The sequence below is a fragment of the Isoptericola sp. NPDC057653 genome, from assembly GCF_042799955.1.
Classification (GTDB): domain Bacteria; phylum Actinomycetota; class Actinomycetes; order Actinomycetales; family Cellulomonadaceae; genus Isoptericola.
In genome coordinates this window covers 2,355,121-2,374,603 of record NZ_JBHVHP010000001.1, presented here as the reverse complement: position 1 = coordinate 2,374,603, position 19,483 = coordinate 2,355,121, and the positions used below count along the sequence as shown (strand labels likewise).

Sequence of the window (19,483 nt, the reverse complement as noted above, 5' to 3'; positions counted from 1 at the left end):
AGGGGTCAGAGCTCGGTCTCGCCGCTGAACACGAGCTCCGCCGGGCCGGCGAGCTCCACGTGCCCGCCCTCGAGCAGACGGACCCGCACGAGGCCCCCGGGCACCTCCACCTCCCAGATGTCCGGCACGGGGCCGGCCGCGCCGGCGAGCGCCCAGGCGCGCACCGCGAGCGCCGCGGCGCACGCGCCCGTCCCGCACGAGCGCGTCTCGCCCACACCCCGCTCGTGCACGCGCATGCGCAGTCGCCCGACCGGGCTCCCGTCGGGACCCGTGGCCTCCGGCAGCGGCACGACGAGCTCCACGTTGGTGCCCTCGGGCGGCAGCGGGTCCACCTCCGGGGCGCGGGTCAGGTCGGCGTCCTCGAGCTCCTCGGTGCGCGCGAGCGCGACCACGGTGTGCGGGTTGCCCATGTCGACGCCCAGCGCCGGCCGGGGCGCCGACCAGCCGCGCACCAGCACCGCCGCGTCCGCCCCGCGCCGGGCGGCCTCGTCCCCGCCGGGCAGCGACCAGGCGCCCATGTCGACGGCGTACCAGCCGCCCGGCTCCTTGCGGACCCGGCGCACGCCGGCCCGGGTCCCGAGGGCGAGCTCCTGCCCGTCGGCGAGGTCGGCGAGGCCGAGCTGCTCGGCGAACGCGGTGAAGACACGCACGCCGTTGCCGCACATCTGCGCGACGGAGCCGTCGGCGTTGCGGTAGTCCATGAACCAGATCGCCGTGGGCTCCTCGGCGAGCACCGCGTCGGCGACCGGCTCCCCGGAGCGCGCGATCGCCGCCGTGGGGGTGAGCCGGATGACGCCGTCGCCGCCGATCCCGCCCCGCCGGTCGGTGAGGCGCCGCACGTGCTCGGGGGTCAGCTCAAGGTCTCCCCGGGTGTCGGCGACCAGCACGAAGTCGTTCTGGGTGCCGTGGCCCTTGGTGAAGCGCAGCGTCATGAGCCCAGACTACGGCGCACGGCCCGCGTGCCGGGCGCCGGCAGCGTGCCCCCGTCGGCGGCGCGGACCACCGCGAGCGCCTCCTCGAGCAGGTCGGGCGACCCGGCGTCGAGCCAGCGCACGCGCGGGTCGCGGCCGAACCAGCCCATCTGCTTGCGCGCCAGGCGGCGCGTGTTCGCCACGATCGCCTCGCGGGCGGCGTCGAGGGTGAGCTCCCCGCGCCAGCACGCGAGCAGCTCCGCGTAGCCCACGGCGCGGGCCGCCGTCGTGCCGAGCCCGGGCCCGGTGCCGCCCTGCTCCGGGGAGGCGAGCCCGCGGACCTCGGCGACGAGCCCTTCGTCCCACATCCGCTCGACGCGGTGGGCCACCCGCGCGTCGAGCACCTCACGGTCGCAGTCCAGCCCGATCTGCACGGCCGGCCGCACGTGCTCCTGGCGCGGGAGGTTCGCCGTGTACGGGCGCCCGGTGAGCTCGATGACCTCGAGCGCCCGGACGATCCGGCGCGTGTTGTGGGGTCCGATCGACGCCGCGGCGCCGGGGTCCAGCCGGGCGAGCTCGTCGTGCAGCGCCCGCCGGCCCTCCCGCTCGGCGCGCTCCTCGAGGCGGGACCGCACGTCGGGGTCGGTGCCGGGGAAGTCCATGTGGTCGAGCAGGGCCCGCACGTAGAGCCCGGAGCCGCCCACGACGACGGCGCGGGCGCCGCGGCCCGCGATGGCGTCGAGGTCGGCGCGGGCCTCGAGCTGATAGCGCGCGACGGACGCGTCCTCGCGCGGGTCCAGCACGTCGAGCTGGTGGTGCACGATCCCCCGGCGCTCGACGGCCGGCACCTTCGCGGTGCCGACGTCCATGCCGCGGTAGAGCTGGAAGGCGTCCGCGTTGACGACCTCGGCGTCGGCCGCGCCGCGCAGGTCGGCCTCGCCCCCGCGGGACAGGGCCTGGGCGAGGTCGAGCGCGAGGTCGGACTTCCCTGTGGCGGTGGGGCCGACGACGGCCACGATCACGGGGGCGCCCGACGGGCTCGGGGCGGGGGGCGGTGCGCTCACGCGACGACCCTAGCCCGACGGCCACGACCCGCCCGGGCCGCCTGTCGGACGGGCTGGTTAGGGTGTCCTTCGCCACCCACACCGCTGCCCGGCGCGACGATCTTCGCGCGCCCCGGCCATCGCACGGAACCGAGGACCCATGGGCTACTTCACCAAGCCGACCGACGCGGCGTCCGCCGCCCCCGCCGCGCTGACGCGCGACCGGCTCGAGGCGCTCATGACGCGCCGGGACTGGTACTTCGGCATCGACGACGACGGCGACCTCGGCGGCGTCTGGGACGACAACACGTTCTACTTCCTCCTGGTGGGCGAGCCGCGCGGGATCCTGCAGATCCGCGGCCGCTGGAGCCGCACGCTGCCCGTGGCCGAGCTGGAGACGCTCACCGGGCTGCTCAACGCCTGGAACGTCGAGCGGATCTGGCCCAAGGTCTTCGCCCGCCCGGAGGACGACGGCTCGGGCGTCGTCGTGTACGCCGAGGTGGCGACCGACCTGCGCAGCGGCGCGAACGACGAGCAGCTGGAGCGCATCGTCGACTGCGGCCTCGCCACAGGCCTGTCGTTCTTCGAGACCCTCGACGAGCGGTACCCCGCGCCCGAGACCGCCGGCGACGCACGGTGAGCAGCGGCACCGACGCGTTCCAGGTCGACCTGCGGGGGCTCGTCGAGCTGCTCAGCCGGCACCTGTACTCCAGCCCGCGGGTCTACCTGCGCGAGCTGCTCCAGAACGGCGTGGACGCGATCACGGCGCGCCGCGCCCTCGACGCCGACGCGCCCGCTCGCGTGCTCCTGCGGCCGCTGGACGACGGTGGCCTCGAGGTGCACGACACGGGCGTGGGCCTCACGACCGACGAGGCGCGCGACCTGCTGGCCACCATCGGCCGCAGCTCGAAGCGGGACGCCGACCCGCTGGACCCCGCCACCGACCCCCTGGCGGGAGCGCTCGGCGGCGGCTTCGGCGGCGGGCGCGAGGAGTTCCTGGGCCAGTTCGGCATCGGGCTGCTGTCGGCGTTCATGGTCGCGGACGAGATCGACCTGGTCTCCCGCTCGGCCCGCTCCCCCGGGGCGCCGCCGGTGCGCTGGCGCGGCTACGCCGACGGCCGGTACGAGCTGACCGAGCTGGACCCCGCGGACCCGCAGGCGCCCACGGAGCCCGGCAGCGTCGTGCGGCTGCGGCCCCTGCGGGACGCGGAGCACTGGCTCGAGCCCGGCACGGTGGCCGCCCTCGCGGCCGACTTCGGCGGCCTGCTCCCGGTGGACGTGTCGATCGAGGTGCGCCTGGACGACGGCGACAGGGTCGGCCGGCGGCTCAGCGGCGACGAGCTGCCGTGGCGGCGGGCGTACGCGGACGACGCCGAGCGCGGCCGGGCGCTGGCGGCCTACTGCGAGCGCACGCTCGGCTTCACGCCGCTGGCGCACGTGGACCTCGACCTGCCGGTCGCGGGCCTCACGGGCGTCGCCTTCGTGCTGCCCGCCGCCGTCGCGCCGTCCACCTCGGCGCACCACCGGGTGTCGCTCAAGCGGATGCTGCTCGGCACGGGTGTCGAGGGCCTGCTTCCCGACTGGGCGTTCTTCGTGCGCTGCGTCGTGGACGCCACGGCGCTGCGCCCCACGGCGTCGCGCGAGGGCCTGTTCGAGGACGAGATCCTGCTCGCCGCGCGCGAGGCGCTCGGCGAGCGGGTGCGCGCCTGGACGCTCGAGACGCTCGCCGAGCCGTCGCCGCTCTCCCGCGCCTTCCTGTCCACGCACCACCTGGCCGTCCGCGCCCTGGCCGCGCAGGACGACGCGATGCTCGACCTCGCCGCCCGCGTGCTGCCCTTCGAGACCACCGTCGGCACCCGCACCCTCGCCGACCTCGCCGAGCCCGCCGACGGCGCCGCTCCGGCGCGCGTGCTGTGGACCACGAGCGTCGAGGAGTACCGCCGGGTGGCCGCCGTCGCGGCCGCGCAGGGGCTGCCCGTGCTCAACGCGGGCTACGTGTACGACGCCGACCTGCTGGCCCGCGTCGCGCGACGGCACCCGGGCTGGCGCCTCGCGCCCGTGGCACCGGGCGACCTCGAGGCCGTCCTCGCCGCCGTCGCGCCCGTGCGCGAGCTCGAGGTGACGGACGCCCTGTCCGCGCTGCGCGACGACCTGGCCGACCAGGACTGCGACGTCGAGCTGCGCGTCTTCGAGCCCGTCGAGGTGCCCGCCATGCTCCTGTCCGACCGGGACGGCGAGCACGCGCGGCAGGCCCGGGAGGTGGCCTCGCCGGTCGACGGGCCCGCGGACGTGTGGGGCGCGGTGCTCGCCGGCCTCACGGGTCCGGCCCGCGCGCGACGGCTGGTGCTGAACGACGCCAACCCGACGGTCCGTGCCCTGCTCGCCGCCCCGGACGCCCCCGTCCGCGCGGCCGGCGCACGGTCCCTCTACGTCACGGCGCTCCTCGCCTCCGGCCGCCCGCTGGCGGGCGCGGAGGCCGGGCTGCTCGACGACGCCCTGCGCACGCTCCTGGAGCGCGCGCTGCCCGCCCCGCCCGACCCGTCTGGCACCCAGTCCGGCCACGAGACCGAGGACGACGCACGATGACCCGCACCCTGGACGAGGCGAACCGTGCCGTCTCGACGATCATGGGCATGCCGTACGGCGTGGCCCGCAGCACCGCCGCCGAGCAGGAGGCCGCGCGCATCACCGCGGAGGGGCCGGACGAGGCGCGCGCGTACGCCCTGTTCGCGCTGGTCGACTCCTACACCTCGACCCCGGAGGCGGAGAAGGCGTTCCTGCCCTTCACCCAGATGGTCCGCTGGTGGGACGAGCGCCCGGACCTCTTCGACGGCAGCGACCAGCACTCGCTGTTCTGGTCGTTCAAGTGGATGGTCGGGCTGCTCGCCCGGTTCCCCTCCGTCCCGACGGCCCAGATCGACGCGACGCTCGACGACATGGAGCGCCGCTACGCCCTCGCGGGCAACGGGACCAGCGCGGTGGCGGGCGAGCGGTTCGCCTGGCTCCGCTCGCAGGGCGACCCGGGCACCGAGGCCGCCTACCGCACGTGGATCACCACGCCGCGCGACAGCTTCTCCGACTGCGCCGCCTGCACACCGAGCCAGCAGGCCGAGTACCTGGCCGAGACCGGCCACGTCCGGGAGGCGGCCGACCTCGTCGCCGCGGCCGTGCGCTCGGGCGCGAGCTGCGGGGACGAGCCCGCGGGCATGGAGGCGCTGCTGGAGCTGCTCCTGCTGGACCTCGGCGACGCCGCGGGCGCCGCGGCCGCGCACCGCAGCGCCATGAGCCACCTCGACGCGGCCGTCTCGAAGGAGATCTCCGTCGCCCGGCACGTGGAGTTCCTGGCCCGGGCCGGCCACCCGGACCGGGCCCTGCGGCTGCTGCACGCCCACGCCGAGCACCTCACCGTCTCCGACTCGCCGGGCGAGCGGCTCGCCGTCCTCACCCACGTGGCCGTGGCCTCGGGGGTCCTGCGCGAGTCGCGGCCCGGGGCGCGGGTGGACCTGCCCGGCGTGCCCGCGACGACGGTCGCGGAGCTCGACGACTGGGCGCGCGCCCAGGCCGCGCCCCTCGCCGCCGCCTTCGACGCGCGCAACGGCACCGACCGTCACGCGCGGCTCCTCGAGGCCGCGTGGGAGCGACGGTCGCGCCTCCTCCCCGTCGAGATCGGCGTGCTCGCCGCCGCGGCGCGCGCCGCCGCCGAGGTGGGCCCCGCGAAGGACCCTGCGGTGCCCGACGCGCCCGCGGGCGTCGACGCGCAGTCCCCCGCCGGCATCGACGTCGGCGGGTTCGTCGACGCGGACCCGGTCGCCGCGGCGCTGGCCCGCGCGGACGAGACACCCGACCCGGTCGCGGCGTCCGGCGTCTACCTCGAGGCCTCGCGCCTCGCCGAGGAGGCCGGCCGGCTCGAGGACGCCGGCTTCGCGCTGGCCGAGGCCGCGCAGATCGCCGCGGTCCTCGGCGACGACGAGGGTGCCGCACCCGCGTTCGTGCGCGCCGTCGGCCTGCTCCGGGCCGCCGGCAGCGACCCGGTGTTCGTCGGCCCCGTGGTACGCGCCGCCGCCGCGGTGCAGGCGCGCGCCGGCGACCTGGAGGCCGCGCAGGCCGCCGTCGGACGCACCCTCGACGACCTCGGCAGGGCGACGGACGGCCTGCCCGAGGCGCCCACCCCCGACCTCGCGCGGGAGCTCGCCGAGCGGCGCGCCGCCCAGGTCGCGGCCGAGGTCCTGCAGCTGCGCGACGTCCGGGCCCGGCTCGTCGCGACCGAGGGCCGGCACGCGGAGGCGGCGGCCGAGGCCGAGCGCGTCGCCGAGGAGTTCGGCCGCGCCGGCCTCGCCCGCGACGCCGCCCACGCATTCTGGCTGACCGGCAGCGCGCACCGCTCCGCCGGCGACGCCGCGGCCGCGGTGGACCCGCTGCGGGCCGCGCTGGAGGGGCTCGGCGTGACCGACGACCGCGACGCGCGGGCCGCCGTGGCCGACGAGCTCGTGGGCACCCTGCGGGCCCTCGGGCGGGACGGGGAGGCCGACGCGGTCGCCGCGTCCCTGGTCTCGTGAGGCTGCGGGCCTCCTGAGGCACCGGTCCCGTGCGGGTGCTACGCCCGCACGGGCCGGTCGGCCTCGACGGCCTCCCCCTCGGCCACCGCGTAGGACGCCGGCAGGTGCTCGTGCCCGCCCGGGACGTCCGTGACCTGCCACGCCCAGGCGCCCGGCGCGGCCGCCGCGTCGAGGGCGGCGCGGACCGCCGGGGCGAGCACCGGCGCGCCCTCGGCGCCCGGGTCGGCCGCCGCGCCGGGCGTGCCGGGGACGGCCCCGCCGGCCACGACGACGGCGCACGCCCGGGCGAGCGCGGCGCGGGCGTCGTCGCCGGGCCCGTCGGCGACGACCTCCACCACCGCGACGTCGGCCTCGAGCCCCGCCCGGTCGAGGGCCGACCGCAGGGCGACGAGCGCGACCGACGCGGGCACGTGGGCGGCCTCGCCGCGCGGGTCCGGCCAGGCGGCGACCGCGGGCACCCAGCGGTCCGCCACCCCGGCGCCCGCGAGCGAGGGGCGCAGCCGGCCGAGCCGCCCGCCCGCCCCGCGCGGGACCGGCGCCAGCACGACGAGAGGTCCGTCACCCGACGGCGCCGCCGTCACGAGCCGGTCCAGCGCCCCGTCGACGGCGCGCCGGACCTCGCCCAGCCGGTCGGCTCCCCCGCCGGCACCGGGCACGAGCAGGGGCGTTGCGGGCAGGACCACGGCGCGGGCAGGCACCCGTCCAACCTACCGTCGGCCCTGGCCGGCGCACCGCGCCGGGGCAGGTGGGGCGCCGCGCCCGCACCATCACCCGGCCGCGCCCGGCGACACCCGGCCGACGACGTGTAGCGTGGACGGGTGAGGTTCTTCGGTTCACGCCGGGCAAGCAGGATCCGGCCGACCTCCGTCGGCCGGGACGACGAGCTCGCGGACGACCTGCGCGACGACGAGCTCCACGACCGCATCGAGGGTCTGCTCGCCGACCAGGTCGGCAGTCCGGACGACGTGCTGTCGCCGCTGTCGCGCGACCGCGTCACCGACTGGATGGAGCGGTCCGGTTTCTCCTACTTCGTCGACTCCGACGGCGACGTGGGCGGCCTGTGGCACGGGTGGCTCTTCTACTTCCTCGTCCTGGGCGAGCGCGCCGAGGTGCTGCAGGTGCGCGGTCAGTGGCACCGCGACCTGACCATCGACCGCCTGGGCGAGATCCTCGAGATCTGCAACGAGTGGAACGCCGAGCGGATCTGGCCCAAGGCCTACGTGCGGGTGCGCGACGACGGCTCCGTCGTCGTCTGCGCCGAGGTCACCGTCGACGTGGGCAGCGTCGTCGGCGAGGCGCAGCTCGACCAGCTCCTGCAGTGCGGGCTCAGCACCGGCTCGATGTTCTTCGAGCACCTCGACGCAACGTTCCGCGACCCGCTGCGGGACGCGTCGTGACCGGCACGGACCGGTCGGGCGGCCTCGGCCGGCGGGTGCTGCGCGGCGCCCGGCGGGCCGCCGACGCCGTCGGCCGCGCCGTGCAGGACGTCGGGACGCGCGTCGCGACCCGCACCGACACGGCACCCGTCCGCCCGGGCCGGCCGGCCGCCGGCCCGCGGCCGCTGTCGAGCGCGCGCGTCGCGGACGACCTCTCGCGCCGCGGCTACCGGTTCCGCACCGACGACGACGGCGACGTCACGGGCACCTGGGACGGCAACCGGTTCTGGTTCCTGCTGCTCGGCGACCACGAGGAGATCCTCCAGGTGCGCGGCCGCTGGGCCGGCACCGTGCCCGAGGGCTCGCGGATGGCCGTGCTGCAGGCGGCCAACGACTGGAACCGTGAGCGCGTGTGGCCCAAGGTGTACACCCGCCCGGAGGGTGACGGGCTCGCCCTCTACACCGAGGTGTCGGCGGACTTCGAGCACGGCGCCACCGACGAGCAGCTCGCCGCGACGGTGTCGTGCGGCCTCGTCACGTCGTCCCAGTTCTTCAGCACCGTGGGCGCGCTCGCGCCCGGCCCGGAGCCGGACGACCTGGACTGACCGGGCGCTCCGGCCCTCTCAGGCGCGCAGCGACGGCATCCCGAGCACCACGGGCCCGCCCGCGGGGGCGGCTCCGCCGTGGCCGTGCTCGTCGTCCCCGCCGCCGAGGCGCGCGCTCTCGCGCTGCGCCCACGCGTCGCCCGACCGGGTGCGCCGGACGGCGTAGGTGCTGCCGTCGAGCGCCGAGTCCGCGATGAGGTGGTGCGGGGCGGCGCGCGTGACGTCCACGGTCACGACGTCGCCGGGGCGCGGCAGCCGCGGGTCGAGCGCGTCGCGGTCCGCCAGGCGCGGGTCGTCGAGCGACACGGGCGCGCCGGTGGTGCGGTCCTCCCCGGCCAGCACGTCGGCGGGCAGCGCCACGTGCACGAGGCGGTTGTCCGGGGCCCGCCCGGAGAGGCGGTGCGCCGCGCCGTCCTTCTTGCCGGCGCCCTCGGCGACGAGGACCTCGACGCGGCGGCCCACCTGGCGGTCGGCCTCCTCGCCGGCGATGCGCTCCTGGAGCTCCAGCAGGCGCTCGAAGCGCTCCTGCACGACCTCCTTCGGCAGCTGCTCCTCCATCGTCGCGGCCGGGGTCCCCGGGCGCGGCGAGTACTGGAACATGAACGCCGAGCTGAAGCGGGAGGCCTCCACGACGCGCAGCGTCTCGCGGAAGTCCTCCTCCGTCTCGCCCGGGAAGCCGACGATGATGTCGGTGGTGATGGCGGCGTCCGGCATGGCGGCGCGCACCCGGTCGAGGATGCCCAGGAACTTCGCCGACCGGTAGGAGCGGCGCATCGCGCGCAGCACGCGGTCCGAGCCGGACTGCAGCGGCATGTGGAGGCTCGGCATGACGTTGGGGGTCTCGGCCATCGCCTCGATGACGTCGTCCGTGAAGGCCGCCGGGTGGGGCGACGTGAACCGCACGCGCTCCAGCCCCTCGATCGCGCCGCAGGCCCGCAGCAGCTTCGCGAACGCGCCCCGGTCGCCGAACTCGACCCCGTAGCTGTTGACGTTCTGCCCCAGCAGGGTCACCTCGACCGCGCCCGCGGCCACGAGCGCCTCGACCTCGGCGAGGACCTCGCCCGGCCGGCGGTCGCGCTCCTTGCCGCGCAGGTGCGGCACGATGCAGAACGTACAGGTGTTGTTGCAGCCGACGGAGATCGACACCCAGCCCGCGTAGACGGACTCGCGGCGGGTGGGCAGCGTCGAGGGGAAGACCTGCAGGGACTCCGCGATCTCCACCTGGGCCTCGGCGTTGTGCCGCGCGCGCTCGAGCAGCACCGGCAGCGCGTCCAGGTTGTGGGTGCCGAAGACGACGTCGACCCACGGGGCCTTCGAGACGATCTCGCCGCGGTCCTTCTGGGCGAGGCAGCCGCCGACGGCGATCTGCATGCCCGGCCGGTCCGCCTTGATCCCGGCGAGCTGACCGAGGTTCCCGTAGAGCCGCGTGGCGGCGTTCTCGCGCACCGCGCACGTGTTGATCACGACCACGTCGGCACGGCTCGCGGCCTCGTCCTCGGCGGTGGCGCGGGCGTATCCGGCCTGCTCGAGCATGCCGGCCATGTGCTCGGAGTCGTGGACGTTCATCTGGCAGCCCAGGGTGCGCACCAGATAGGTGCGGCGGCCGGGCGCCTCGTCCGTGGTACGGACCGGCGCGGCGGGGCTCTGCGTGGTACTGGACATCGCCTCTAGGGTACGGTGCCCGACGGCCGGGCCCCGACGTGGCGACCCACCCTTCCTGCGCGACGTGGTCGACGACGCCAGGGCTCGGGCCTGCACGCACGACCGTGCCGGCACTGTTACGCAACCGTTGCGGAACCGCACCGACCGGTGCTGGTCGCGGAAACACCGAGTGGATAGGTTCGAGAGATGGATCACGACGGCGCGACCACGACGAACGACCCCGCGGGGGCGTCGTCCTCCCTCGGAGCACCCCTCGTCGAGCTCAAGGACGTGAACAAGCACTTCGGCGACCTGCACGTGCTGCGGGACATCGACCTCACCGTGCGCCGCGGCGAGGTCCTGGTCGTCATCGGGCCGTCCGGCTCGGGCAAGTCGACCCTCTGCCGCGCGATCAACCGCCTCGAGACGATCGACTCGGGCGAGATCCTCATCGACGGGCAGCCGCTGCCCGAGGAGGGTCGTGCCCTCGCCAAGCTGCGCGCCGACGTCGGCATGGTGTTCCAGTCCTTCAACCTCTTCGCGCACAAGACGATCCTCGAGAACGTCACGCTCGGGCCGGTCAAGGTCCGCCGGGAGAAGTCGTCGGCGGCGAAGGAGCGTGCCCTGAAGCTGCTCGACCGGGTCGGCGTGAAGAACCAGGCCCAGAAGATGCCCGCCCAGCTCTCGGGCGGGCAGCAGCAGCGCGTCGCGATCGCCCGGGCGCTCGCCATGAAGCCCAAGGTGATGCTCTTCGACGAGCCCACCTCGGCGCTCGACCCGGAGATGATCAACGAGGTGCTCGACGTCATGGTCGCCCTCGCCAAGGAGGGCATGACGATGATCGTCGTCACCCACGAGATGGGCTTCGCGCGCAAGGCGGCCAACCGCGTCGTCTTCATGGCCGACGGCCAGATCGTCGAGGAGGCGACGCCCGAGGAGTTCTTCACCGCGCCCAAGAGCGACCGGGCGAAGGACTTCCTGTCCAAGATCCTCTCCCACTGACCCCGGCAGGGACCGGAACAACGGGACCGGCCTCTCAACGACGAAGGGTAAGAACGATGCGTACACGACACATGGGTGCCGCCACGCTCGCCGCACTGACCGCACTCACGCTCGCCGCCTGCGGTGGAGGCGACGTCGGCGGTGGCGGCGGCGAGGAGACCGGCGGCTCCGGCGGTGGGGACTCCATCAAGATCGGCATCAAGTTCGACCAGCCGGGACTCGGCCTCCAGGAGGGCAGCGACTACACGGGCTTCGACACCGACGTCGCCCGCTACGTCGCGGACAAGCTCGGCTACTCCGAGGACCAGATCCAGTGGGTCGAGGCGCCGTCGGCCAACCGCGAGACCATGCTGCAGACCGGTCAGGTCGACATGATCTTCGCGACCTACTCCATCACCGACGAGCGCAAGGAGCAGGTCGCGTTCGCCGGCCCGTACTTCGTCGCCGGCCAGGACCTGCTCGTCGCGCAGGACAACACGGACATCACCGGCCCGAAGTCGCTCGAGGGCAAGAACCTGTGCTCCGTGACCGGCTCGACCTCCGCGCAGCGGATCAAGGACGAGTACGCCACCGGCGTGCAGCTCGTCGAGCGGCCCAGCTACGTCGAGTGCGTCACCGCGCTCACCGCGGGCCAGGTCGACGCCGTCACCACCGACGACATCATCCTCGCCGGCCTCGCGGCCCAGCCCGCCAACAAGGGCAAGGTCAAGGTCGTTGGCAGCCCGTTCTCCGAGGAGAAGTACGGCGTGGGTCTGCCGAAGGACAACGACACCTGCTCGAAGATCAACGACGCGATCCAGTCGATGATCGACGACGGCTCGTGGCAGAAGGCGATCGACTCGAACACCGAGGGCACGGGGTACACGCCGAACGCGGACCTCAACCCGCCGACGCCGGAGCCCTGCGCCTGACACCGACCGACCGACCCCACCGAGGGGAGCGGCGTGCCGCGCCGCTCCCCTCGGTCGTCGACCACCAGTCCGTCCATCGCGGCTCCGCCGCGCCACCCCCCGGGAGGCTGACACACCGTGGGTGACTACCTGTCCCAGTTCGGGGCGCTGCTCGGCGACTACCCCGTCGCGAGCGCGTTCTGGGTCAACATCCAGCTGACGTTCTGGGCCGCCATCGGGTCGCTCGTCCTCGGCACCCTTCTCGCACTCATGCGCATCTCCCCCATCGCGAGCCTGCGGTGGGCCGGGACGGCCTACGTCAACATCCTCCGCAACACGCCGCTGACCGTCATCATGACGTTCCTGTTCCTGGCCGTCTGGACCCAGCTCCAGATCAGCCTGTCGGACAACTTCGCGACGAACTTCTTCCTCTTCGGCGTGATCGGCCTGACCGTGTACCACGCGGCGTTCGTGTGCGAGGCGATCCGCTCGGGCGTCAACACCGTGCCCCTCGGCCAGGCCGAGGCGGCTCGTGCCATCGGCCTTCCGTTCCTCCCGGCGGCACGGCTCATCATCCTTCCGCAGGCGTTCCGCGGGGCGATCGCGCCGCTGGGCAACACGCTCATCGCGCTCCTGAAGAACTCCACCGTGGCCGCCGCGGTGAGCGTCTCGACGGAGACCTCCACCCTCATGCGCGAGATGATCGACAGCAACGCGAACTACATCTACGCGATCTTCGCGCTGTTCGCGATCGGCTTCGTGATCCTCGTCATCCCCATCGGCCTGCTGACCACGTATCTCTCCAACCGACTGGCGGTGCGCCGATGAGCACGCAGCAGACCGTCCTGTTCGACGCGCCCGGCCCCCGCGCGCGGCGGCGCATCCTCCTCGGCAACGTGGTCGGCGCGCTCGTCGTGCTCGGCGTCGCCGCGGTCGTCGTGGTCGCCCTCGCGAACAGGGGACAGTTCGCCGCCGCGCTGTGGAGCCCGATCTTCACCTCGAGCGCGTGGCAGAACTACTTCATCCCCGGCCTGGAAAACACCCTCCGCGCCGCGGGCTGGGCCATCGTCGGGGCCGTGATCTTCGGCCTCATCCTGGGGTCGGGCCGCCTCGCCCGGTCCCGGACCGTCAGGTGGATCAGCAGCGTGATCGTCGAGTTCTTCCGCGCGGTCCCCGTGCTGCTGATGATGATCTTCTTCTGGCTGCTCTTCGGCTTCAACAAGATCAGCGACGAGCCTCAGTTCCTCGCCGTGGTCGTCGCGCTGATCCTGTACAACGGCTCCGTCATCGCCGAGCTCGTCCGCTCCGGCGTGGGCAACCTGCCCAAGGGGCAGTCCGAGGCGGGCCTGGCGATCGGACTCACCGGAGGCCAGACGCTGCGCTCCATCCAGCTTCCGCAGGCGCTCATCGCGATGCTCCCGGCCCTCGTGTCCCAGCTCGTGGTCGTGCTGAAGGACTCGGCCCTGGGCCAGATCATCAGCTACGAGGAGCTCCTGCGGGCGGCGCAGATCTTCGGGAACCTCAACAGCAACAACCTCCAGACGCTCACCGTCGCGGGGCTCGTCTTCATCGTCATCAACTGGGCGCTCACCGCGGTGGCGCGCTGGCTGTCCCGGTACCTCAGCGGCCGCACGTCGGGCCAGACGGCCACAGGCCCCGGGATCGGTAACCCGGTGGCGGCCGTGGGCGCCGGCGGCAAGGGCACCAACGTCGTCGCGGGCGACCCTGGCGGGGGCGTCTGACCGCACCCGTCACGACGAGGGGCTCCGGACGTCCGCGACGTCCGGAGCCCCTCGTGCGTCCGCCGGCGGCGTCGTCGGCGGGACCTCGGGTCGGTCCGGGGGCGCACCGCTGACCGGTGGGCCGCGACCGCTCAGCCCCTGTGGGGTCCCAGGGCCGACCGGTCAGACGAGCCGGTCAGTCGAGCCGGTGAGCCGGGTCAGTCGAACCCGCCGGGGTAGTCGTCGGCGTCGTCCGCGCCCTCCTCGGAGAGGGCGTCGCGCACCACGCCGAACGAGACCCCGGGCGCGTACCCCTTGCGCCCCAGGGCGCCGACGGCGCGCCGCACGCGCACGTCACGGTCGAGCCCGCGGGTGCGCGCCACGTGCTTGCGGGCGAGGGCGAGCGCGGCCTCGTGCTCGTCGTCGCCGTCCACCTGCTCGAGCGCGTCCGCGGCGGTCTCCTCGTCGATCCCCCGCCGCCGGAGCTCCATCGCGAGGGCGCGGCGCGACAGCCCGCGCTCCGCGTGCCGGGTGCGCACGAGCATGTCCGCGTAGGCCGCGTCGTCCACCAGGCCGACCTCGTCGAACCGGTCGAGCACGGGGGCGACGACCGCCTCCGGGTACCCCTTGCGCGCGAGCGACTGCTCGAGCTCCGCGCGGCTCTTGGGTGCGGCGGTGAGGATCCGCAGCAGCGTCTCGCGGGCCTTCTCCGCGGCGTCCTCGAGGCTCAGGTCGCCCGACTCCAGCCGCTCCGCCACGGTGCGCCGCGGCTGTCGGGTCCCCGACCGGCGCCGGCCGCCCGACGGGTCGTCCTCGGTCTCTCCGGCGGCCGCGAGGCCTGCATCACCGGCCCCGTCCTCGGCGAGGCCGGCCCCGTCCTCGCGGGCACCGCCCCAGCCCTGCGGGCGCGCGCCCTGCCGGCGGCCGCGACGCTTCCCCACGCCGCGACCGCCCAGGGCATCCGTGGTCACGCGAGCCTCCTGGGCGCGACACGCCATCCTGCGCGACGCCGCCGGAGGGCGGCGCCGCACACGCCGGTGACCGCGCGGATCAGAACGGCGCCTTCTTGCCCTTGGCGCCGGCCTTGACCGGCACCGGGTCGACCGCCAGCCCGGTCGCCGAGCCGACGCCTGCGGCCGGGTCACCCGCGTCCTCCGCGGGGGCGTCGAGCTTCGCGCCGACGCCCAGCTTCTCCTTGACCCGCTTCTCGATCTCGTTCGCCAGGTCGGGGTTGTCCCGCAGGAACGCCCGGGCGTTCTCCTTGCCCTGGCCGAGCTGGTCGCCCTCGTAGGTGAACCACGAGCCGGACTTGCGCACGAAGCCGTGCTCCACGCCCATGTCGATCAGGCCACCCTCGCGGGAGATGCCCACGCCGTACAGGATGTCGAACTCCGCCTGCTTGAACGGCGGCGCCATCTTGTTCTTGACCACCTTGACACGGGTCCGGTTACCGACCGCGTCCGTGCCCTCCTTGAGGGTCTCGATGCGGCGGATGTCCATGCGCACCGAGGCGTAGAACTTCAGCGCCTTGCCACCGGTGGTGGTCTCCGGGGAGCCGAAGAACACGCCGATCTTCTCGCGGAGCTGGTTGATGAAGATCGCCGTGGTGCCCGACGCGCTCAGCGCGCCGGTGATCTTGCGCAGCGCCTGCGACATCAGCCGCGCCTGCAGGCCCACGTGGCTGTCGCCCATCTCGCCCTCGATCTCGGCCTTGGGCACGAGGGCCGCGACGGAGTCGATGACGATGATGTCCAGCGCGCCGGAGCGGATCAGCATGTCGGTGATCTCCAGCGCCTGCTCGCCCGTGTCCGGCTGCGAGACCAGCAGAGCGTCGGTGTCGACGCCGAGCTTCTTGGCGTACTCCGGGTCCAGGGCGTGCTCCGCGTCGACGAACGCCGCGATGCCACCGGCCCGCTGGGCGCTGGCGACCGCGTGCAGCGCCACCGTCGTCTTGCCGGAGGACTCCGGGCCGTAGATCTCCACGACGCGGCCGCGCGGGAGGCCGCCGATGCCGAGCGCGATGTCGAGCGCGATCGAGCCGGTGGGGATGACCTCGACGGGTGCACGACCCTCGTCGCCGAGGCGCATGACCGAGCCCTTGCCGAAGCTGCGGTCGATCTGGGCGAGCGCGGCCTCGAGTGCCTTCTCGCGGTCTGCCGTTGCGGGCATGTCGGTCACCTTTGCGTTCTGGGCGCGGCGGCTGCGCGCCGGCGTTCGTGGCTGCGTGCTCATGTTGTTGCCGACCGTACGCGGGGCCACCGACACGGTCGGGGCGGCCCGTCGCGGGTGTGGACGACGACGTTCGAGGACCTCCTGGGGACAGACTCTACCCGAACACGTGTTCGACGAGCCCCTCGCCGTCCGGCGTGTCGCGCCACGACTCCCCCGGCCGCAGGACCACCGCCCGCACCTCGGGCGCGACCCGGCGGACGGCCGCCGCGAAGGCCTCCCCGGCGTGGTCCATCCACCCTCGCGGCAGGTGCTCCCCGCCGGGCACGTGCAGGGTGCCCCAGTGCACCGGGATCGCCACCCGCGGCCGCACCCGGGCGCACACCTCCGCCGCGCCGCCCGGCCCCAGGTGTCCGCCCGACAGGCGCGGACCCCACCCCGAGACCGGCACCAGGGCCACGTCGACGCGGCCGCCGGCCAGCTCCCGCACCCGGCCGATGCCGGGGAAGTGCTCCGTGTCGCCGACGGCCCAGACCGTGGGGGCGCCGCCCCCGTCCCCGCCGGCGCGCACCAGGTGGCCCGTCGCCGCGTTGGGGCGGTGCGGCATGGGCCGGTCGCCGTGCACCGCGGTGACCAGCCGCACCCGCGCGCCGCCCACCTCGTACCAGGCGCCGCCGTGCGCCACGCCCTCCTGCGCGGGGCGCCCGCCCGGCCCGGTGCGACCGAGCGAGCCGGCGGGCGGCTCGAGCCCGACGCCCCGCAGGCCCTTGCCGCGCAGCCACCGGGCGTTCGCCGGCGCGGTGAGGACCGGCACGTCGCCGAGCAGGCGCAGCGAGCCCAGCTCGGCGTGGTCGTGGTGCAGGTGCGACAGGAGCGCCGCGTCCGCGCCGCGCCACGCGTCGGCCGCGGGCCGGTCGCCCCGGCGCCGCAGCACCCCGGCGTGCCGGCGCAGCAGCGGGTCGGTCACGAGCCGCGTCGTGCGGCCGTCCGGGCCGGTCAGGTCCAGCACGGCGGTCGAGTGGCCGAGCCACGTCACGCGCAGCGCTGGGGCGGGGCCGAGGCCAGGGCCGGGGCCGGTCCCAGGGGCGGGACTCATGCGCCCTCCCGCAGGCCGAGCTGCGCCAGCCAGCCGACGAGCCGGCGGTGCACCGCCTCGGCGCCCACCAGCATGCGCGTGCCGTCGACGTCGTCGCGCTCGTCGTCCGGCACCACGAGGTCGTCGGGGTACAGCAGGAGCGCCTCGCACTGCGCGCCGCCGAGCCCGCCGTGGGAGCCCACCAGCTCCTCGAGCGCGTGCACGCGCCCCAGGGGACCGACCGCCGAGACCACCACCAGGTCGCCCGCGTCCTCGAGCCCCGCGACGCGCACCAGGTCCGCCCGCGCCCGCGAGCCGTACCCCGCGAGCGGGTCGCGGCCCGACACGAGGCCCGACGCCAGGTGGTGCGTGCCGCCCGGCCCGTGCGCGACCGGCCCCTCGTCGTCGTGCACGACGACGAGGCCCACCGCCGGGCTCGCGAGCAGCCCCGGCACCAGGGCCGGCCACCGCAGGGCGACCTCGGCGGCGCCCAGGCGGCGGGGCTCCCGGCAGAACCAGACCATCCCGAGGTTGCCCGAGCCGATGACCGCCACCTCGGGCTGCGCGGCGGGCGGCGTCGCGGACGCCCCCTCCGCGGGGGGACCCGGCGGGACGTCGCGGTCCGGCCCGACGAGGACCCGGCCCTCGCCCGCGCGGCCCGGCCGCAGGGCGTGGAGGGCCGTGTTCGCCGGGCCCCAGGCCTCGCCGTCCGACCGGCCGCGACGCGACGCCGCGCCGCGCGGCGCGACGTCGCGCGCCGGGGGCCGCTCGCGCAGCAGGCGCCGGACCTCGTCGCCGAACGAGCGCCCGACGACCTGCTCGAAGGTGTCGCCGAGCGACTGGCCGTGGTCCGAGACCACCACCACCCGGTAGCGCCGCGGCGCGCCGCGGGCGATCTCCTCCCACAGCCCGAGCACCCGGTCGAGGCCCTCCAGCGCGCGCAGCGCCTCCGGCCGCAGCGGCCCGGCGTGGTGCGCGATCTCGTCGTAGTCGACCAGGTCGACGCACACGACGGGCGCCCCGCGCACGAGCTGCTCGGCCACGAGCGCGGTGTTGAGGTCCCGCAGCAGCACGTTCGTCACGGCGCGCAGCACCGGGTACCAGCCGCGCCGCGAGACGCGGGGGCGCACGCCGCGCACCACCTGCTGCCACCCCTGGTACAGCTCCTTGAGCGTCTCGCCGACCGTGCCCGCCACGGCCCGCACCAGGACGAACGGGCTGGCGAAGAAGCGGACGAACAGCTGGCCGGGACCCAGCCCCTCGGACGCGCGGCTCATCACCAGCAGGCTGGTCGGCGCGTCCCCGGAGAACATCGTCGACACCGCCACGCCGCCGTCCGCCAGCAGGCCCCGGCCGTCGGACGCCCCGCGCTCCACCGCGGCCGCGTCCGCCGGGCGGTTGGTCACGACCATGCGCCCGAGCCGCCGCGACCACCACCGGAACGCCGGCACCGCGTCGGTCGTGCCGTGCAGCAGGCCGAGAGTGCTGGCCGGGGTGGTGCACGGCACCCGCGCCCACCAGGACTCGAGGCGGTGCGAGCCCGAGCCGAGCCACCGGTCGAGCGTGGGCGCCAGCCCCGCCTGCAGCGCGTGCTCCAGCGTCGGGCGGGCGACGCCGTCGAGCATGACGACGAGGACGCCCGCGGGCCGCTCGTCCGCCGCGGGCCCCGAGCCGTCGTCGCCCGCGCCGTCCGGCCCGGCCGCGGTGCGCAGGGCGGCCCGCGGGAGCCCTGCGGCCCGGCGGGCCCGGCGCAGCAGGTCGCCCACCACGTAGGCGTTGTCGCGCGCGCCGAGCACCCAGTGCCCGCACGCCATCACGACCCCGGCGACGACCAGCACGGCGAGCACCGCCGTCCACGAGGTGCTGGTGATCCCGGGCAGGAAGGTCAGCGCCGCCCAGACCACGAGGACCTGCGCCCCCAGCCCGAGGACCAGCGCCCCGACGGCGCCCCCGGCCCGCGCGAGCCGGCGCAGGGGCGCGCGCAGCAGCGCGTCGCCCACGCCGACCACGAGCGCGGCCAGCAGCACCGACCAGGGGTTGGTGGCGTGGACCCCGTCGACCAGCGCGATCGCGACGCCGAGCCCGGCGGCGGTCGAGACCAGCGACCAGAGGGCGGCGCGGACGTCCGCCACCGTGACGAGCGGGGGGCGGGCGCGGGGCATGGCGCCATGATGCCGCGCGCGGCGGACGTCGGCGCGGGCGCGGCCAGGCCGGGGCGCGGTCAGCGCGGGGGCGGCGCCTGCCGGCGGTCGTCGTGGCCCCAGCGCCGGGGCTCGGGCACGTCCAGCGCGTCGCAGAGCGCGTGCCAGACGTCGCGGGGCTCGACGCCCGCCTCGAGCGCCTCCGCGGGGGTGCGCCCGTCGAGCCGCGGCAGCACCTGCTCGCGGACGAGGGCACGCCCGTAGGCCGGCCCGAAGACCTCGTCGACCAGTTGGGCGAACTCGCGATAGCGCACGTCACCAGCCTCGCACGGGTCCGGGGGTGCCCGGTCCCC

General features: G+C 75.6%; 18 protein-coding genes. 9 read left to right on the top strand and 9 right to left on the bottom strand.

Annotated elements, in window-relative coordinates:
* Window positions 1-5: 5 nt before the first annotated feature.
* Complete coding sequence (gene dapF / locus ACFU9A_RS10835) at window positions 6-932, bottom strand: diaminopimelate epimerase (protein WP_430575222.1); 927 nt, start codon at window positions 930-932, stop codon at window positions 6-8.
* A complete protein-coding gene (gene miaA, locus ACFU9A_RS10830) occupies window positions 929-1,975 on the bottom strand; it encodes a tRNA (adenosine(37)-N6)-dimethylallyltransferase MiaA (RefSeq protein ID WP_430575221.1) in 1,047 nt (348 codons plus the stop codon). Before miaA ends, dapF begins: the two co-directional genes overlap by 4 nt.
* Before the next feature lie 139 nt (window positions 1,976-2,114).
* On the opposite strand from miaA, the gene ACFU9A_RS10825 reads away from it, so the two are divergent.
* Genes ACFU9A_RS10825 through ACFU9A_RS10815 form a run of 3 tightly spaced genes read left to right on the top strand, consistent with a single transcriptional unit; the run spans window position 2,115 to window position 6,510 of the window.
* The gene (locus ACFU9A_RS10825) at window positions 2,115-2,594 is read left to right on the top strand and encodes a YbjN domain-containing protein (protein ID WP_430575220.1); all 480 of its coding nucleotides are present in this window, start codon (window positions 2,115-2,117) and stop codon (window positions 2,592-2,594) included.
* A complete protein-coding gene (locus ACFU9A_RS10820) occupies window positions 2,591-4,540 on the top strand; it encodes an HSP90 family protein (RefSeq protein ID WP_430575219.1) in 1,950 nt (649 codons plus the stop codon). Before ACFU9A_RS10825 ends, ACFU9A_RS10820 begins: the two co-directional genes overlap by 4 nt.
* Entirely contained in the window at window positions 4,537-6,510 is a 1,974-nt protein-coding gene (locus ACFU9A_RS10815) for a hypothetical protein (RefSeq protein WP_430575218.1), read from the top strand. The genes ACFU9A_RS10820 and ACFU9A_RS10815 overlap by 4 nt, the downstream gene beginning before the upstream one ends.
* A 38-nt stretch (window positions 6,511-6,548) precedes the next feature.
* On the opposite strand, the gene ACFU9A_RS10810 is transcribed toward ACFU9A_RS10815, so the two are convergent.
* Window positions 6,549-7,208, bottom strand: a complete 660-nt coding sequence (locus tag ACFU9A_RS10810; protein ID WP_430575217.1) for a hypothetical protein — start codon at window positions 7,206-7,208, stop codon at window positions 6,549-6,551.
* 120 nt (window positions 7,209-7,328) lie between these two features.
* Here ACFU9A_RS10810 and ACFU9A_RS10805 point away from each other — a divergent pair, with 120 nt between their 5' ends.
* Window positions 7,329-7,907: a YbjN domain-containing protein gene (locus ACFU9A_RS10805; RefSeq protein WP_430575216.1), complete on the top strand. Its 579-nt coding sequence runs from the start codon at window positions 7,329-7,331 to the stop codon at window positions 7,905-7,907.
* The gene (locus ACFU9A_RS10800; RefSeq protein WP_430575215.1) at window positions 7,904-8,491 is read left to right on the top strand and encodes a YbjN domain-containing protein; all 588 of its coding nucleotides are present in this window, start codon (window positions 7,904-7,906) and stop codon (window positions 8,489-8,491) included. Before ACFU9A_RS10805 ends, ACFU9A_RS10800 begins: the two co-directional genes overlap by 4 nt.
* Window positions 8,492-8,509: 18 nt before the next feature.
* Here ACFU9A_RS10800 and miaB read toward each other — a convergent pair whose 3' ends face one another.
* Entirely contained in the window at window positions 8,510-10,153 is a 1,644-nt protein-coding gene (miaB, locus tag ACFU9A_RS10795; RefSeq protein WP_430575214.1) for a tRNA (N6-isopentenyl adenosine(37)-C2)-methylthiotransferase MiaB, read from the bottom strand.
* Between the two features lie 186 nt (window positions 10,154-10,339).
* Here miaB and ACFU9A_RS10790 point away from each other — a divergent pair, with 186 nt between their 5' ends.
* From ACFU9A_RS10790 to ACFU9A_RS10775, 4 genes are all read left to right on the top strand, one after another.
* Window positions 10,340-11,134: an amino acid ABC transporter ATP-binding protein gene (locus tag ACFU9A_RS10790; RefSeq protein ID WP_430575213.1), complete on the top strand. Its 795-nt coding sequence runs from the start codon at window positions 10,340-10,342 to the stop codon at window positions 11,132-11,134.
* A gap of 56 nt (window positions 11,135-11,190) precedes the next feature.
* Window positions 11,191-12,045, top strand: a complete 855-nt coding sequence (locus ACFU9A_RS10785) for a glutamate ABC transporter substrate-binding protein (RefSeq protein ID WP_430575212.1) — start codon at window positions 11,191-11,193, stop codon at window positions 12,043-12,045.
* Between the two features lie 117 nt (window positions 12,046-12,162).
* Complete coding sequence (locus ACFU9A_RS10780; protein WP_430575211.1) at window positions 12,163-12,852, top strand: amino acid ABC transporter permease; 690 nt, start codon at window positions 12,163-12,165, stop codon at window positions 12,850-12,852.
* A complete protein-coding gene (locus ACFU9A_RS10775; protein WP_430575210.1) occupies window positions 12,849-13,766 on the top strand; it encodes an amino acid ABC transporter permease in 918 nt (305 codons plus the stop codon). The genes ACFU9A_RS10780 and ACFU9A_RS10775 overlap by 4 nt, the downstream gene beginning before the upstream one ends.
* Before the next feature lie 197 nt (window positions 13,767-13,963).
* On the opposite strand, the gene ACFU9A_RS10770 is transcribed toward ACFU9A_RS10775, so the two are convergent.
* The 5 genes from ACFU9A_RS10770 to ACFU9A_RS10750 all read right to left on the bottom strand — a co-directional run bounded on the left by ACFU9A_RS10770 (window position 13,964) and on the right by ACFU9A_RS10750 (window position 19,444).
* Complete coding sequence (locus ACFU9A_RS10770; RefSeq protein ID WP_430575209.1) at window positions 13,964-14,716, bottom strand: regulatory protein RecX; 753 nt, start codon at window positions 14,714-14,716, stop codon at window positions 13,964-13,966.
* 79 nt (window positions 14,717-14,795) lie between these two features.
* The gene (gene recA / locus ACFU9A_RS10765) at window positions 14,796-15,914 is read right to left on the bottom strand and encodes a recombinase RecA (RefSeq protein ID WP_430575208.1); all 1,119 of its coding nucleotides are present in this window, start codon (window positions 15,912-15,914) and stop codon (window positions 14,796-14,798) included.
* Between the two features lie 157 nt (window positions 15,915-16,071).
* Window positions 16,072-17,010, bottom strand: a complete 939-nt coding sequence (locus tag ACFU9A_RS10760; protein ID WP_430575207.1) for an MBL fold metallo-hydrolase — start codon at window positions 17,008-17,010, stop codon at window positions 16,072-16,074.
* Complete coding sequence (locus ACFU9A_RS10755; RefSeq protein ID WP_430575206.1) at window positions 17,007-19,151, bottom strand: alkaline phosphatase family protein; 2,145 nt, start codon at window positions 19,149-19,151, stop codon at window positions 17,007-17,009. The genes ACFU9A_RS10760 and ACFU9A_RS10755 overlap by 4 nt, the downstream gene beginning before the upstream one ends.
* Before the next feature lie 59 nt (window positions 19,152-19,210).
* Window positions 19,211-19,444, bottom strand: coding sequence for a DUF3046 domain-containing protein (locus tag ACFU9A_RS10750; RefSeq protein WP_430575205.1), 234 nt, complete (start codon window positions 19,442-19,444; stop codon window positions 19,211-19,213).
* Window positions 19,445-19,483 lie beyond the last annotated feature (39 nt).

What these genes read in the sequence shown, in the direction of transcription:
- dapF (WP_430575222.1), bottom strand. Translation starts at nt 932, where the DNA reads ATGACGCTGCGCTTCACCAAGGGCCACGGCACCCAGAACGACTTCGTG.
- ACFU9A_RS10825 (WP_430575220.1), top strand. Translation starts at nt 2,115, where the DNA reads ATGGGCTACTTCACCAAGCCGACCGACGCGGCGTCCGCCGCCCCCGCC.
- ACFU9A_RS10815 (WP_430575218.1), top strand. Translation starts at nt 4,537, where the DNA reads ATGACCCGCACCCTGGACGAGGCGAACCGTGCCGTCTCGACGATCATG.
- miaB (WP_430575214.1), bottom strand. Translation starts at nt 10,153, where the DNA reads ATGTCCAGTACCACGCAGAGCCCCGCCGCGCCGGTCCGTACCACGGAC.
- ACFU9A_RS10790 (WP_430575213.1), top strand. Translation starts at nt 10,340, where the DNA reads ATGGATCACGACGGCGCGACCACGACGAACGACCCCGCGGGGGCGTCG.
- ACFU9A_RS10785 (WP_430575212.1), top strand. Translation starts at nt 11,191, where the DNA reads ATGCGTACACGACACATGGGTGCCGCCACGCTCGCCGCACTGACCGCA.
- ACFU9A_RS10775 (WP_430575210.1), top strand. Translation starts at nt 12,849, where the DNA reads ATGAGCACGCAGCAGACCGTCCTGTTCGACGCGCCCGGCCCCCGCGCG.
- recA (WP_430575208.1), bottom strand. Translation starts at nt 15,914, where the DNA reads ATGCCCGCAACGGCAGACCGCGAGAAGGCACTCGAGGCCGCGCTCGCC.
- ACFU9A_RS10760 (WP_430575207.1), bottom strand. Translation starts at nt 17,010, where the DNA reads ATGAGTCCCGCCCCTGGGACCGGCCCCGGCCCTGGCCTCGGCCCCGCC.
- ACFU9A_RS10755 (WP_430575206.1), bottom strand. Translation starts at nt 19,151, where the DNA reads ATGCCCCGCGCCCGCCCCCCGCTCGTCACGGTGGCGGACGTCCGCGCC.